We start from the raw sequence: 14,835 nt of genomic DNA on the forward strand, positions 1-14,835 counted from the left end.
CGTATCTGGGCCCTACACATGCGATGATTTGGAGTTAACAGGCAATGCGCCGAGAGACGAAATCAGGTCGAAGTAGTCACTATTTCGGCGTGTTGAAGCCTCTGCGCTTGATGAGAGCGCAAAAAGGGTGTTTGGTTGTAACCAGACGCTTTACAGCAGCAGGAGGAGTGACGTGAGCGACGCCGCACCGGCAAAGCACGAAGCCGCACACAAAATGGGCTTCAAAGACGGGGACCTGATCCAGGAACTCGGGTACGACGACGATGTGGACTTTGATCTGCGCGATTCCCTTGAGGAAGCAGTGGGTTCCGAACTACTGACAGAGGAAGACCACGAGGTTGTGGACGGAATCGTCTATTGGTGGCGCGCCGACGATGGGGATCTTATCGATGCCCTCGTTGATTCGCTGGTCAACCTGGATGAAAAGGGGGTCGTATGGCTCTTGACCCCGAAACCGGGACGAGATGGCCATGTGTCACCCGCCTCGATCCAGGCAGATGCTCCCACCGCAGGCCTCCATGTCACAAACACCGAGGGTGTTTCGGAGGATTGGTCGGCCACTCGACTTGTTGCGCGCCGCAAGAACTAGCGCGTGGAATTATCACATCCGGCAGCGGGGAACATTTCCCCGACGCCTCGGGCCGGTCAAACGGCCCCGGTCTTCGCCCTTCCCAACCAGCACGGTGAACTCATCGAGTCCCGGGCACTGGGCGAGCAGGCCTACTTCCTGGTCTTTTACCCGTTCGCGTTTTCCGCGGTTTGCGGGTCGGAACTTGAAGAGCTGGAACAGGTTCGCGAGGAATTTGCCATACGTAACACCCGCATCATGGGCGTTTCGGTGGATCACAAATACGCATTGCGCACCTACGCGGACCAGGCCCATTTCGGGTTTGATCTGTTGGCCGATTTCTGGCCGCACGGTGCCGTAGCGAAGTGCTATGGCGCATTCAACAACGAGTCCGGCGCGGCAACGCGGCACACGTTCCTCATCCAGAAGGGTCGTGTGGTGGATTCGTTTAGTTCACCCATCCATGAGGCGCGCGCCATCGCGCGCTACCGAGAGGCACTGGACCTACTCACCTAACAGGTGTCGAAGAATTCTTGCGTCTATTCGACAGCTCGGGCGGGTACATTGCCACAGTCATATTCTTGTCACGAACACTTCCGGCGGATCCAAAACCAAACGAATTCAGTAGTGCCAAGGGCCTTTAGCTCAGCTGGTAGAGCGTCACGTTTACACCGTGAATGTCATCGGTTCGATCCCGGTAGGGCCCACTTTAAAAGAGTCATTGCAATATCCATTCGCCAACTCGGCGGAGAGAACGGTTCCCGGTATTTCCGATCCCCGTTGTTACTTCGTTTGCCCTGGCGGAGCCATGGAAGCGACGCGCTTGAGCTGCTCTCCATAGAGGGCGGGGGATTTCCGCGTGCGACCTCAGCCACTCGATAGCCGCGCGCTTCGAGCGACATTGCGGTAGTCCCCGGCGGGTGCGCACGTGGTTCTCGCGCGCGTCCAGACAAAGTCAGTCCACGTGGAAAATCCTCCCACCGCGCTTTCGCGTCGCCACCAGCCTTCGACAAAAGCGACTCCTATCTCATAAGCCCAAGCCGCCTAGGCTTTTCATAGGGTGAGATGGACAGAATCGATTCACGGTCGCACTCGGTAAGCGCAACAGGTGCCACATGCGAAGGCGCAATGAGGCGCGCGATTGCACCGTTAGGGCTCTCCAGCGGATACCCCCCCTATCCGCAGGTCGGGCCTGGCGCCGTTCTCAAAGGGTTGGGCGCAGGCGAGGGTCCCGCTTCCCCAGGCGGGGCCCTCGTTTTCTTGACACCGATTTCCCACTTCGGGGGCATTTCCAGTCGGAAGCCGAGCAGCCACTCCATTCGAAAAGCACGATCGTTCGGTGATTGTGGGCATCAAGGTTTCCCAAGGGTGGGCCATGCACAGTTTGTGTATCTTTTAGCTCGTCCAAGGAGTCGACATGAAATTGAACCATCCCGCATCGTCTGCGCCACGTGCACGCAGCAGGGGATCGCAAAAACCCAGGATCGCGCTGATGGCCATCGGCCTACTGGCACTGGCGACCATTACGCCCGCACAAGCCGCGACCGAAGTTGTGGAGAAGAACCCCGGTGGCATCGTGGCAGTGGGGCCGGTGAATACGGACCACGGCTACCCCAGCTGGTACCAGGACAGCGTCGGCACGCGCGTGGAGTTGTGCCTTGATTTTGAAAACCCATACTGCGGATTCGCCGCCGGGGACATCCCGAACGACGAAGCACCGATCTCGTTCCCAGATAATTTCCCGGAGGAAGCGTTTTACATGCTTGCTTCAACGACATTGGACCTACCGGGCGGCGGACGGGCAGTTCTGGTCCTCGGGCTTGAGGCCGCGTTCGCCAACCAGGTGCAGGCTGGTGACCAGGTAGTCTTCGGACGCCAACGTGTCACAGTGCGAGGGGCAGCTCCAAACACGACCCTGACCTTCAAGCATCCCTATGGTTCAATGACGATCGACACCGACGCTGCCGGTGACGGCAAACTCGTCGAGGACATTTCACCGGCGCAGGGAAACTTCACCACTGCACTGAAGAGCAACATCGGCCCCTTCCTGAGGTGGGATCCGGACACGGCTCCTGCCGCTCCGGAGGGTTACCTCGGCGACCCGGGACAGGAACACACCGTGACGGGAAGCCCCTTTGGCTACAATCAGTTCTCCGTCACCGGTGGTGGGCTGAATTTGTCCACGGACCAATTCTCACTTCAGGGAAAGATTTCCACCAACAAGGGTGTCGAGGGGAAAAAGGCCCTTCTTGAAGGAAACATGATCGATGTATTCGCGTCCAGTGAAGGCACCCAGCTCCAGATAGAAGGCCAAGCGGGCAAGTTCGCAACCACACCCATGGAAACTGATCCGGCAAGCAATCGCTTTTACGCACGTATCAAGTTTGAGGGAGATGCCCCTACCCAAATCAAGATCAGCAACATTGGTGACAAGCCCGTCAGCAATTCCGTCATCGACGTCACCAATCCGCATGGGATCTCGGGCTTGGAGGCCACCTATGACGGCACGATCCTCAACGTTGCCGCGGCCAGCAGGTTCGGCAATGCATTGACCGCCGAAGGCTTGGGGGCCTTGGACCCGGGCGCCACCACCCAAGCCACGCAAAGCGCTGCCTTTGCCGTGTCGGCGCCTCCGGAACGTGTCATCGTCAAGGATTCGACTGGTGCCAAGGCCTCGGTGGATGTCAGCGTTGTGGGCGGTGAAGCGACGCCGGAGGGCCAAGCTCCGATTGCGCCGGCACCTGATCCGGGTCCGGTGCAGGACCCTGCACCGGACCCGGCAGCACCCGCCATTGCACGGGCCACCCCCGAGTCGGCGAGCATCAACTACGGAGGCAGTATCGTGTTGGACGGTTCGACGTCGAGCGGGGCGGACACCTACAAATGGACTCAGGTCTCGGGTATGCCGGTTACGCTCTCGAGCGACACCAGTGCCACGCCGACCGTCACCGTTCCATACTTCGCCAACACCTCGGACACCGCCCCTTCGCCGGTGACAACAACAGAGGTCATCAAGATGCAACTTGTAGTGGGCAAGGAAGACGGCTCGGAGAGCGAGCCGGCAACAGTCGAACTCAACCTCGTCTCCGATAACGTGACGGTAGCCAGCGACGCAAGGCACCGGGTCAACAAGGAATTCAGGTTGACCGGAACCGCCACGCTGTCGGGAGTCACCGGAGCATTGACGCCAGGGTCCAGGGTCATCATCTACAACACCACGCCGGGGGCTCCAGTCGAAAAGATTGGCACGGCTGTGGTGGACGCCACCAACAACTGGCAGTTGAAACTCAAGCCCGGACCAAGTCGACAAGTCACTTCTGTCATGGTCCAATCCACTCGGGGTGGGGTGACCAGCGCCACGGTTTCCGCCAGATAGCGGTAAACAGCGGGCAACAGTGCTTCGCTGCGCACGGAACGTATTACGGACCGTGCGCAGCGAAGCAGCTGTGTGTCCAGCACAGGGCAGCTGGCTTCCCAAGGCGGCGGTAGCATGCGTTCACGGCTTGATCCCGGACTACTGACCGTGGCATCCCGCAACCGAGTCTCCGCAAGCAAGCAAGCAAGCAAGGATGCGTTGCTGGCCTGCCGCCCCCGGTATATTCGTGCCGCAGGCTGATTGCAGTGATTCCGGGCCGCCGGCGGTACGGGACCGGTACCAGGGGCATCGACAACTGGTCCCGGACATGGAACTGCGATCATTGCCAGGGACGACGTGGGTGTCAATTTCGTGGATCCGGAACAAGGGCCACCCCCGGTTTTTTCGATCCAGCCGAGGTCTTCCGGACGACGCCGCCATTGTGGAATGACCACCAGGATTTCGAGGGGTTCAGCAACGTCGATGACGGGAAAGCCCCACCACCACTCGGTGTCCCTCAACCGGCGTGGCGGGAAGATCTGGGGCAGGGACCTGTCGGACGCAGAAGGGCAACTCGAGGTCATGATTGGGCGGCTTTGCAACCGGCGACGTTTGCGCTTTTTATGGGCCAGTCGGTCACTATCGGAGCGCTCCTGAAAACCGCTTCCCAGACACGGTGAATCTAGTTCGGGCGGGAAATCCGATGAGTAACTGATTTGTCCGCGGACAAGCCTAAGGTTCACGCCATGGTCGCGGTCATCTTTGCACGTGAGGACCGGGCGGCTTCACGCTTCCCGGGCAACGTGGAGAATGCCGAAGACTTTGACGTCGAGCCGACGATCCTCTGCGGAATAGGCGACGAGTCGATCCGGGACGGCTCCACGGCCTCCAATCGAATCCGTGGCCCGTACACTCACACCAACGCTGCCGAAGAGCTGTCGCCGGCAAGGCCCTGGACCGCTGGGGAGGTTGGCTCGGCTGGTCAAACATCTGCCCCTCCCGGCGGCCCGGTGGAGGACCGAGTGGACGGGTGGAAGTCCGGTGGCGCTGGTCCTTGCCGTGGCAACCATCGCCTGGCCAAAAACACTTTCCGGGGCAATCTGACATGCCTACAGAGCTGAGGGCCTTGGATCATGCTTGGAAGGACGTGGCGGGCTAGACCGGGCACCCCCCTAAATTAGGGTGTCGAGAACCCCCTCAAGGGGGCTTGTAGTTCAGACGGGACAGAGGAAAATCGTAATTGTTGGACTTGGGGATTTTTCATCTTGGGGAGATAAAAAATGGATACGCTTTTGGGGTTTAGAGGGGATAACCATACCGTTTGGGAAACCGACGGAAAAATCCATGTACAGATCTTGGGGACCCTCAAGGTCCGCATGGGCGATGTCGTATTGGAAGCCGGCGAGGTAGGTGGGCCGAAAGCTCGCCAAATACTGGAAATTCTGCTGTTGCAATTAGGAACTCCGGTCTCCAAGTCACGACTGATCGACATGTTGTGGGAGGGGTCGGCACCGCTTGCGGCAGTTTCAACCCTGGAATCATACGTCTCGGTTCTGCGACGGTGCCTACAGCCAGGACAAGGCAAGAACGGGGTGCTCAGAACCACCACCGGGGGTTACATGCTGGATCCGGAAATGGTCGACCTTGACCTGTCACGCTTTGACAGCCTCATACTCCGAGCCGAAGGTTCCGAACCTAAAATCGCCCTCCCGTTGTTGCGCCAGGCCCTGGCTCTGGCCACCGAACCACTTCTGGGGAGCGAGCTATTGCCTGGGTGGGCCGATGCAGAGCGTTGCGTGCACGCAGCTCGGGTAGCCTCAGCCGGCATACTGGCAGCGCAATTGGCCTTGGAGTTGGGCATGAATCTTGAGGCAATTCGCCTGTCGCAGGAAGTGTTGGATAGGGACAACCTCAACGAGGCGGCATGGACATGCCTGGTCCTAGGATTGGAAGCGGGCGGCAACCCGCTACAGGGTCTGCAAGCGCTCGATGACTGCCGGCGGGTTATGGATCGGGAGCTGGGCTGCTCCCCGGGGCCAGTCCTGCAACAAGCGCAAGAGCGGCTGTTGCGCCTGACCTCGGCAGCTGACGATGACTTCGGACATGTTATTGGTGCATTGCTTTCGATCCAGGAAGTTGTCGCCGGCCATGGCAACAGTGCGTGGCAACATGCGGGAAATGCTGGCAAGGTTCTCGGGTTCAGTCCCCAAGAAGCGGGCAGTGTCATTTTCGGCTACTTGCAACGAGCGCTGGGTGCGGCCTCCGTGTAATCCGGTGGCCGGCTTTTGCCCTCATATCGTCTCGACCCTTGCCACGAACGAACTCATGCGTAGATACTGTCCCTAGGGCCTTTGGCCCAGTGTCAAGCGGCCTTGGGGGGATCGCGCTCATGGGGAGAGCTGTATTGCCAGTGGCAACCGAACAGAGCACCACGACGGGGCAAGCTGCCCGAATCGTGGTGATAGATGACCATCGCACTTTCGCCGAGCTCTTGGCCGCGGCCCTGAATCGGGAGGGTGATCTCGATTGCGTGGGTATGGCCCATGGGGTGCAGGCAGGTGTCGAGCTTTGCTTCGAACTATCTCCGGACCTGGTGATCCTGGATTACCGCTTGCCGGACGGTGATGGCCTTCAGGCGGCCGAGCAGATCCTCGCCCGTGCCCCGGACACGCGCATCGTCATGCTCACCGGCGATCCAAACGTACACGCCATCCAGCGTGCCGCTTCAGTGGGAATTTGCGGATTTCTTCCCAAGGATGGAGCTCTGGACATCCTGTTGGATGTAGTTCGCGGTGTGCGGACCGGGGAATTCGTGGTGGCTCCGGCGCTGCTTTCACGCCTTGATTTTTTGGGACGAAAGACCGTCGGGCCAGGTCCGAGTCTGACTGGTCGCGAGCTTGAGGTGTTGCGGCTCATGGCAGCGGGCCAAGATGTGTCGACGAATGCCCGGGCACTGGGCATCAGCACCCACACTTGCCGCGGCTACGTGAAATCGATCCTTGCGAAACTAGATGCGCATACCCAGTTGGAAGCCGTCGTAGCAGCTACAAAACTGGGTCTGCTGGGGAGCCCCTGAGATGAGGGGATCCGTTGACAGGACGAAGGCCAAAGCCGATACCTCGACCGGGACCCTGGTCGAGGAGGGATCCGCCGTCCGTAGCGCAATCGTCAAATTCTTGGCAACCGGGTTGGTGGTGTTGGCGGTTGTTGCCATCCCGTTCTCCTTCTGGGTCCGGGCAGTGTCCCGTGACCTGGCTCTTGAGGATGCGGTGGAACTCACCCAAAGGCTGGCCGACTACGTCATCAGCCCTGTGTTGGGCGTGGTTCCGGAAGAGCCTGACCCGGAGGTCCTGTCCCGGATTGACACGCGGTTGGCCCCGTGGCTAGCCGACGAATCAATCGTTCGCATCAAGGTGTGGAGCGCGGAGGGAACCATCCTGTATTCAGACAGGAGCGAACTTGCCGGTTCCAAATTCGAACTTGAACCGTGGGCGCGGGAGCTGTTGGCTGGTGGCCCCGGGGTGGCCACCGTGGAAGTGCAGGAGGAAGAAGAAAACCAGTTCGAATCCGGCGACGGCGAACTGGTGGAGGTTTACGTGGCTTCCCGCAGTGCGGGCGGTGTTCCGTTGCTATTCGAGGTGTATTTCGACGACGCTGTCGTGCGCGGTCCCGAGAATCAGTTCCTGCTGGGCATGATCCCTGTTCTGCTGGTCGCTGGCGCGGTTCTGCAGGGCGGGCAATTGATCCCCGGCATCCGGTTGGCCCGACAGGTCCAAAAGCACCAGCGGGAACGCCGTGCCATTCTGCAGCAGGCGATCGACGCTGGAGAACGTGAACGAATGCGGCTGGCCGCCGCGTTGCACGATGACATCATCCAGGATTTGGCTGGCCTAGCCTACGTCTTGGAACCATTGCCCGAGCTGGGACCTAACATTGCGCCGGGGGCGGTGCTGCAAGACACGATTGGGAAGCTTCGAGGGATCACGGCGGAGCTCTATTCCTCTTCGGTCACGGCGGACGAGTTGCCGCGCGCTCTTGGCATTCTCGCCGAGCGCGCCCGCAGCCAGGGAATCCGGACGATCGTCCGAATTGATCACCCCCTGCCATTCGACGACCGGCAATCGACCATGTTCCATCGAATCGCACGGGAGTCAGTGCTGAACGCCATCAAACATTCAGAGGCGAAGAACATGGAACTTCACCTGATGCGACTGGGCCGGAGTTGGGATCTGAATGTCAGCGACGACGGGGTGGGGTTTGGGTCCTCGGATCGGTCCGAGTCGGACCATTTCGGGCTACGTCTGATGGCCGATTTCGCCGAGACGGCGGGCGCACGACTTGAAATTACGAGCACGTTGGACAAGGGCACCAGCATTCGGGTCCGCGTCCCGACAAACGGGGCCTTCGCCAATCGCAGCGTTGACGCCTAAGGTGATCCGGTCCTCCCGAAGATCGTCGGGCAGAACGGTGAACACCCCTTTTACGCGGGTGGCGTCTGACTCGGCTCAGGACAGCGCACAGGAGTATGGCGGAACAACCCCGTGACAGGAACAGCGACCCCGCCATCACGTCGACGAGCAGCGATGGATCCCGCAGCAACCATGGCGTGGACAAGAGGCGAAGTCTCTCGATCGGGCATTCCCAGTCGGCGTCCGAGCCCCTCGTGCATTCATTGGTTTTTCACAAGCTTGTTGGGTCATGCTCGGTGACAGAACCAATGCACGTGCTCGAGTAAGGAACGATCATGCAGCCCTCAAGACGACAAGTCCTGCTGCTAGGTGGAATCGGCGTTCTGGGTGTTGGTGCGGTAGCCACCCCATGGGGAACGGTGGTGGCGAAGTCAGCCAGCCGGCTCAGGGATTCCGACATGCCCAGACCGTATCGGGCTGCTTTTACCCAGCCGCCGGTCTTGCGTCCGTACTCGGTGGGCATCGACCCGGCCGACGGAGCCAAGGTCGAGAACTATGTGGTGACCCAAATGGCGGGAACGGCCAAAATCCTTCCGCGCCTTTCAACACCGATCCTGGGCTACAACGGAATTTTCCCTGGCCCCACCATCGAGGTGGAACGCGGTACCAAGACCACCTTGACGGTTAAGAACAAGCTTCCGGCGACCCACCCCACCCACGGGCACGTGCTTGCCACCTCAACACACCTGCATGGTTCGGCTTCGCTTCCGCAATATGACGGCTACGCCAGCGACGTCACCATGCCTGGTTTCCAAAAAAAGTACTATTTTCCCAATTTCCAGCCGGCACGAACGTTGTGGTATCACGACCACGGCGTGCACTACACGGCCCAGAATGCCTATTCAGGGCTGGCCGCACAGTACCGAATCCACGATCCGCAGGAACGCGGACTGCTTCCGCAGGGAGAATTCGACGTGGGCCTGACCATTACGGATGCCATGTTCGCTGCAAACGGTGCCATGGGATACGACGACAACACACACTCGGGCCTTTGGGGCGATGTCATTCTCGTCAACGGCGTTCCGTGGCCGGTGATGAAAGTGAAACGGCGCATCTACAGGTTTCGGGTGCTCAACGCCAGCATTTCCCGGTCGCTGCGGCTGGCACTCAGTACCAACGACGCCATGACCATGGTGGCCACCGACGGGGGACTAATGCCCGCACCCGTCACCGTCACATCGTGGCGCCACGGCGGCGCAGAGCGGTACGAGGTACTGATCGACTTCTCCAAGTACAAAGTGGGCCAGCGAGTCGAACTGCGCAACCTGTCCAACAAGAACAATGTTGACTACGACAACACCAACAAGGTCATGGCCTTTGATGTAGTGGGCGACCCGGTGGATAAAAGTGACACGACGTGGAACACGGTACCCACCGTACTTGCCCCGAACACTGACGTGATGGGCCTGACCAAGGGGATGGTTGAGCAGAAGCGATACATGCGGGTTGCGCGGGATGACACGACAAACATGTGGACCATCGGGGGATCAAGCTGGGCCGAGGTGATCGCGAGCGGTTACCAGAAAGTTTTCGCCCAGGTAGCGATGGATAGCGTGGAGGAATGGGAAATTGAGAACAAGTCGGGCGGTTGGTTCCACCCGGTACATATCCATCTGGTCGACTTCAAGATCATTAGCCGAAACGGCAAGGCTCCGATGCCGTACGAAGCGGGGCCCAAGGACGTTGTCTACGTGGGGGAGGGCGAGAAGGTGAAGGTACTCATGCGTTTTGGACCACACAAGGGCCGATACATGGTGCACTGCCACAACCTTCCCCACGAGGACCACGACATGATGACGCAATTTCGGGTCGCGCTGAACGCCAATGAGGTCGATGAGCATGATCCGATGACCGCTGCACGCCCGGAATGGGACAACGACTGATGTCCAGACCCGGACTACCAAGGCGCCGCCGTCTCGTGATCCACGCTGCGGCGGCACTTTTTGTAGTGCTGGTCTTGGGTAGGATATTCCTTCTCGAGCCGATCACGATCGCCTCGGACAGTATGAGCCCGCAGGTCAGCGAGGGCGCCCACGCCCTGTTGCTCAAGACCCACGCGACAACGACCAGACCGAACACGGATGACCTAGTGGTATTCAGTGCTCCCGACGATGGAACGATTAGCTTGAAGCGGGTCATTGCCGTGGCGGGGCAGGAAATCGCGATCATCGACGGTGTTGTATATGTTGACGGCGTGCGCCGACTGGAACCCGATATCGACCCCAAAGCCATCGATGCAAGGTATTTCGGGCCGATTCTTGTTGAGCCGAACACGGTATTTGTGCTGGGCGACAATCGGGGCCCCTCGATTGATTCGCGCGACTACGGTGCCGTACCCCTGGGAAATATGCGCGGTCGCATCCTGCACGTGTGGAACTAGCCCGGCCTAGGGATTTGAGTGATGGGCGGTTCCGAGCGCAAGGCGCAGCCGCCCCGGTCCCTCCAGAACCAGCTGTATTGCCTTGTTGGGAATCTCAAAGATGAACGTCACCTGCAAATTTTCGCCCAGCGAGATGATTGCCGACTGCTGGCTGACCCATAGTGGTTCCGCCCTGAAACCGACGATTTCCCCAACGGCGAAGTCTGTTGATTCGAACCGCACGCCTGATGCCTTGCTGGCAGTCAGCTCCAGAAGAACCCGTACGCGATGACCGCCGGAGGCAATCGGCGACTTTAGCGTCGCAACGGGCTCCGGAGGCTTCCAGGAATCCGTTTCCAAGGGGATGATCCCGTGGATCCGCGCCAGACCGCCGTCCAGTGACCCTAGAGCGCCCAACGGCGTGGCGGGCACGTCCGGGGGTCTGAGCAGTCTCGCAGCTCCGACTCCCACCCCGGTCGTTGCCAAGGCCGCCAACGGAACAAGGGCAAAGACAGTGCGTCGCGACGGGCGCCGTTTATCCTGGGCCGGGGGTCCATCCTGATTTATGGCCTGATCGATGCTCATGCCTCGATGGTTGCCGATCAACCATGGGGAAACCCTGATGGACACTTGGCTCGTCCGTCCCCGAGTCATCTGGGCGGGCCTGAAAGTGTTCTCCAGCGTGTCCGTGAATGACTTTGGCGCAAAGCAAGGCAGATTCTTGGCGCCAGACGTGATTCCCGCAACAAGTCGCCATCTGCAAAGCCGAATTGGCCCTCCGGTGTTACCTGCCCGTTCATGCTCAGCAACACCCTGCCCGGAGAATGAGAGACTCTTCGCGGCCCTTTCAGATTTACCATGGGCAATGAGGCCGGCCCCATGAACACCAGGAGAAGCAATGTCACACGCACCCAGCGAAGCGACCATGGCGGAAATCGCGAAGCTGATCGGCTTCGACACCACAAGCCGGGACAGTAACTTGCCCCTGATTGACTACGTTGTCGGGCGCCTTGATGCCCTCGGGATCGATTCATCGCTGGTCCACAACGCCGAGGGCAACAAAGCCAACCTTCTGGCAACCATCCCGGCCGCCGACGGCACCCGCAGCGGAGGCATCGTGCTTTCGGGACACACCGATGTCGTTCCGGTCGACGGCCAAACCTGGAGCAGCGACCCGTTTGTCCCGGAAATCCGGGACGGCAAGCTCTACGCCCGGGGCACCTGTGACATGAAGACCTTTGTCGCCGTGATCATGGCCAAGCTCGAGAGCATCGCCCGGGCAAAGCTGGACGAACCCATTCACCTGGCCTTTTCCTACGACGAGGAAGTAGGTTGCATCGGGGCGGTTGACCTGGTCGCCGCCATCACCGAGGCAGGTTTGAAGCCGCGCGGCTGCATCGTGGGGGAGCCCACCAGCATGCGCGTTGTCCGTGGCCACAAGTCGGTGAACGTCATTCGCGTCGATTTCCATGGCGTCGCAGCCCACTCGTCCCTGACCACCCAGGGCGTCAATGCAATCTCCGCCGCCGCCGAATTCACCGCCTTCGTCGATTCGGCAGCACGGGACTTCGCCCAGGATGGCCCCTTCGACGATGCCTTCATCGTCCCGCATACGACTACGACGGTAAACCAGATCGAGGGCGGCATCGCGGTCAACACGATCCCGGCTGTTTGCACCCTCCACTTCGAGTTCCGCTCGATCGCGGACGACGATCCCATCGAGCTCATCGAGCGTTTCCGCCTCGAGGCCAAGCGCATCGAAACGGCCATGCAGGAGCGGAACCCGGAAGCACATGTTGAATTTGAGGTCCTGGCCAAGACACCGGGTCTGGATACCCCGGAGGAAGCGGGAATCGTCGCCCTGGCAGCCCAGCTGGGCGGCACCGCTAGCCCGGACAAGGCCACCTACGGCACCGAGGCCGGACTGTTCTTCAACGCCGGCATCCCCACGGTGGTGTGCGGTCCCGGCGACATTGCCCAGGCCCATGCCCCGGACGAGTTCATCGCACTTGACCAGATCGTCCAGTGCGAGGCATTCATCGACAACCTGATCGTGGCGCTCAGCGCCTGACCGCGCCGCAGCCCGAGCCCGGTCCTTCACCAACCCCCAAGGAGAAAAACATGGCCAACACCCAAGTGGCCACCCCAGCGCAGCTTTCGGCTGCCAGAAAGGCAGTGGTCAGTTCTTCGATTGGCGCCGCCTTGGAGTGGTTCGACATCATCGTCTACGCGACCTTCGCCGTGGTCATCGCGGAGAACTTCTACCCGGAGTCTGACGGGACCTTCGCCCTTGTGCTCACCTTCGCAACCTTTGCGCTGTCCTACGTCATCAGGCCGCTGGGCGGAATGATCCTGGGCAGCTATGCCGACCGCAAGGGGCGGAAGAATGCACTGACGCTGACACTCATGCTGATGATGGTCGGTACGCTCATCATGGCGGTGGCCCCGACCTACGCCCAGGTAGGCGTGTGGGGTGCGGTGATCATCCTGGTCTCGCGGCTGATCCAGGGCTTCTCCGCCGGCGGCGAGTTCGGCACGGCAACGGCCTTCCTGATTGAAACCGCTCCAAACAAGAAGGCCTTCTACTCGTCGTGGCAGGTCGCCAGCCAGGGCGCATCCATGCTGCTGGCCTCGGCCTTCGGCTATGGCTTGACGCAGTGGCTCTCCGAGGAGGACCTGTACAGCTGGGGCTGGCGGGTACCGTTCTTCGTCGGGCTGCTGATCGGCCCGGTTGGTCTTTACATCCGTGCCAAGCTGGATGAAACCGAGGAGTTCATGCAAAGCGAGAAGGAGCACGCTCCGTTGAAGGCCCTGGTGGTCAACCACTACGGCCGGCTGCTGGCCGGTTCGGCTGTCATCGGCGTCGCCACCATTTCGGTCTACATGATCCTGTACATGCCGACCTTTGCCGTGACCAACCTGGGGATCCCTGCCACCGCTGCTTTTCTTGGCGGCGTCGTTGCGGGTCTTATCGTGCTGATCGGGGTCCCGTTTGTCGGGCATCTTGCAGACAGGGTCGGCCCGGCCAAAGTCATGACCTATGCGGCCGTCGGGGCGCTCTTGCTGGCCTGGCCGTTGTTCCAGCTGATGGTCAGCAACCCGACCGTGCCGGTCATGGTGATTGTCATTGCGCTCCTCGGAGTGATCATGGCCTTCTACTTCGGCCCGATGCCGGCGCTGCTGTCGGCCTTGTTCCCGGCAGCCATCCGCGGAACTGGGCTCGCCGTCACCTACAACGTCGGAGTCACCCTGCTCGGAGGCATCGCGCCCCTCGTGCTCACGTGGCTGTTGAGCATCACGGGTTCCCTGAACGCCCCGAGTCTCTACTACATGGCGATTGCCGTCATTTCCCTCGTGGGTCTCTACTTCGTGCGTAAACGCTACGCGCAGGCGTAGCCAAGGGGGAGGTCGGGCCGCCGGATAGTTCCCTTGGGTACCGTCTGGTGGCCTCGGGCCTGCGCTGGACCGGCTTGTCCGGTTCACGCGATTCGGACGCGCGATTTGCCAAGTCAGGGATGTCTGTATTAGATTATCTTCTTGTTGCAACGCACTCGATCGGAAATATTCCGGGAAAGTGCTTGTTCCAGGGGCCTTTAGCTCAGCTGGTAGAGCGTCACGTTTACACCGTGAATGTCATCGGTTCGATCCCGGTAGGGCCCACACGCAAGATCCCTCGAGGGAATGACGTAAGTCGATTCCCTCGAGGGATCTTTTCGTTAAGCCAAAACATAGCCGGCAATGCGGGCGAACGCTCGAATGCAAAAGTGCTTCGTGGCCCCAGACTTGTCTCGGGGCCACGAAGCACTTGTATTGGGTCGAAGGACTGATTATTTGTCTGTAACGTCCTTGGCAGCATCCTTGACGTGTTCCCCGGCCTGCTTGGCCCTTGCCGCCGCCTGATCCTTGATGCCCTCGGCCTGCAACCGTTCGTTATCCGTTGCGTCGCCAAGTTTTTCCTTGGCTTGGCCGGCGACTTCCTGTGCCTTGTTGCTGATCTTGTCTCCGAGTCCCATGGTGGAATTCCCTTCGTTGATCTTGCCTGGACTCGTTCCACGCTATTAAGTCAACCTTGGCATTAGCTGGG

At 60.2% G+C, this 14,835-nt stretch carries 12 protein-coding genes and 2 tRNA genes; 12 read left to right on the forward strand and 2 right to left on the reverse strand.

Annotated features, from left to right (window positions below; translation table 11 throughout):
* Window positions 1-172: 172 nt before the first annotated feature.
* The 9 genes from Q2T94_RS17745 (at window position 173) to lepB (ending at window position 10,772) form a co-directional block, all read left to right on the forward strand.
* Window positions 173-589 carry a DUF3052 domain-containing protein gene (locus tag Q2T94_RS17745; protein WP_372342892.1) on the forward strand — a complete coding sequence of 139 codons (417 nt, stop codon included), beginning with the start codon at window positions 173-175 and terminating at the stop codon, window positions 587-589.
* A gap of 3 nt (window positions 590-592) precedes the next feature.
* On the forward strand, window positions 593-1,084 hold the full coding sequence (locus tag Q2T94_RS17750; protein WP_264269681.1) for a redoxin domain-containing protein: 492 nt from the start codon (window positions 593-595) through the stop codon (window positions 1,082-1,084).
* A 118-nt stretch (window positions 1,085-1,202) separates the two neighbouring features.
* Window positions 1,203-1,275 (forward strand) — tRNA-Val (locus Q2T94_RS17755).
* A 710-nt stretch (window positions 1,276-1,985) separates the two neighbouring features.
* Window positions 1,986-3,944 (forward strand): hypothetical protein, encoded by a 1,959-nt coding sequence (locus tag Q2T94_RS17760; RefSeq protein WP_302266007.1) that lies wholly within the window; start codon window positions 1,986-1,988, stop codon window positions 3,942-3,944.
* 1,259 nt (window positions 3,945-5,203) lie between these two features.
* On the forward strand, window positions 5,204-6,193 hold the full coding sequence (locus tag Q2T94_RS17765) for an AfsR/SARP family transcriptional regulator (RefSeq protein WP_302266008.1): 990 nt from the start codon (window positions 5,204-5,206) through the stop codon (window positions 6,191-6,193).
* A gap of 140 nt (window positions 6,194-6,333) precedes the next feature.
* The gene (locus Q2T94_RS17770; protein ID WP_302266009.1) at window positions 6,334-6,999 is read left to right on the forward strand and encodes a response regulator; all 666 of its coding nucleotides are present in this window, start codon (window positions 6,334-6,336) and stop codon (window positions 6,997-6,999) included.
* A 193-nt stretch (window positions 7,000-7,192) separates the two neighbouring features.
* Complete coding sequence (locus tag Q2T94_RS17775; protein WP_264269677.1) at window positions 7,193-8,353, forward strand: sensor histidine kinase; 1,161 nt, start codon at window positions 7,193-7,195, stop codon at window positions 8,351-8,353.
* Window positions 8,354-8,790: 437 nt separating this feature from the next.
* Window positions 8,791-10,275 carry a multicopper oxidase family protein gene (locus Q2T94_RS17780; RefSeq protein WP_302266010.1) on the forward strand — a complete coding sequence of 495 codons (1,485 nt, stop codon included), beginning with the start codon at window positions 8,791-8,793 and terminating at the stop codon, window positions 10,273-10,275.
* A gap of 35 nt (window positions 10,276-10,310) precedes the next feature.
* A complete protein-coding gene (gene lepB / locus Q2T94_RS17785) occupies window positions 10,311-10,772 on the forward strand; it encodes a signal peptidase I (RefSeq protein ID WP_302266011.1) in 462 nt (153 codons plus the stop codon).
* Between the two features lie 6 nt (window positions 10,773-10,778).
* Here the strand turns inward: lepB and Q2T94_RS17790 are convergent, their stop codons facing one another.
* On the reverse strand, window positions 10,779-11,111 hold the full coding sequence (locus tag Q2T94_RS17790) for a hypothetical protein (RefSeq protein ID WP_302266012.1): 333 nt from the start codon (window positions 11,109-11,111) through the stop codon (window positions 10,779-10,781).
* Between the two features lie 538 nt (window positions 11,112-11,649).
* Between Q2T94_RS17790 and argE the strand changes: the two genes are divergently transcribed.
* The 3 genes from argE to Q2T94_RS17805 all read left to right on the forward strand — a co-directional run bounded on the left by argE (window position 11,650) and on the right by Q2T94_RS17805 (window position 14,411).
* The gene (gene argE / locus Q2T94_RS17795) at window positions 11,650-12,822 is read left to right on the forward strand and encodes an acetylornithine deacetylase (RefSeq protein WP_302266013.1); all 1,173 of its coding nucleotides are present in this window, start codon (window positions 11,650-11,652) and stop codon (window positions 12,820-12,822) included.
* A gap of 50 nt (window positions 12,823-12,872) precedes the next feature.
* Window positions 12,873-14,147: an MFS transporter gene (locus Q2T94_RS17800; RefSeq protein WP_302266014.1), complete on the forward strand. Its 1,275-nt coding sequence runs from the start codon at window positions 12,873-12,875 to the stop codon at window positions 14,145-14,147.
* A 191-nt stretch (window positions 14,148-14,338) separates the two neighbouring features.
* Window positions 14,339-14,411, forward strand: a tRNA-Val gene (locus tag Q2T94_RS17805).
* Between the two features lie 167 nt (window positions 14,412-14,578).
* On the opposite strand, the gene Q2T94_RS17810 is transcribed toward Q2T94_RS17805, so the two are convergent.
* The gene (locus tag Q2T94_RS17810) at window positions 14,579-14,764 is read right to left on the reverse strand and encodes a CsbD family protein (RefSeq protein WP_264269670.1); all 186 of its coding nucleotides are present in this window, start codon (window positions 14,762-14,764) and stop codon (window positions 14,579-14,581) included.
* Window positions 14,765-14,835: the final 71 nt, after the last annotated feature.

The organism is Paeniglutamicibacter sulfureus (genome assembly GCF_030512175.1).
Taxonomy (GTDB): domain Bacteria; phylum Actinomycetota; class Actinomycetes; order Actinomycetales; family Micrococcaceae; genus Paeniglutamicibacter; species Paeniglutamicibacter sulfureus.

Excerpts from the sequence above, each read along its gene's own strand:
- Q2T94_RS17760 (WP_302266007.1), top strand. The coding sequence starts at position 1,986 with ATGAAATTGAACCATCCCGCATCGTCTGCGCCACGTGCACGCAGCAGG.
- Q2T94_RS17765 (WP_302266008.1), top strand. The coding sequence starts at position 5,204 with ATGGATACGCTTTTGGGGTTTAGAGGGGATAACCATACCGTTTGGGAA.
- Q2T94_RS17780 (WP_302266010.1), top strand. The coding sequence starts at position 8,791 with ATGCCCAGACCGTATCGGGCTGCTTTTACCCAGCCGCCGGTCTTGCGT.
- argE (WP_302266013.1), top strand. The coding sequence starts at position 11,650 with ATGTCACACGCACCCAGCGAAGCGACCATGGCGGAAATCGCGAAGCTG.
- Q2T94_RS17800 (WP_302266014.1), top strand. The coding sequence starts at position 12,873 with ATGGCCAACACCCAAGTGGCCACCCCAGCGCAGCTTTCGGCTGCCAGA.
- Q2T94_RS17810 (WP_264269670.1), bottom strand. The coding sequence starts at position 14,764 with ATGGGACTCGGAGACAAGATCAGCAACAAGGCACAGGAAGTCGCCGGC.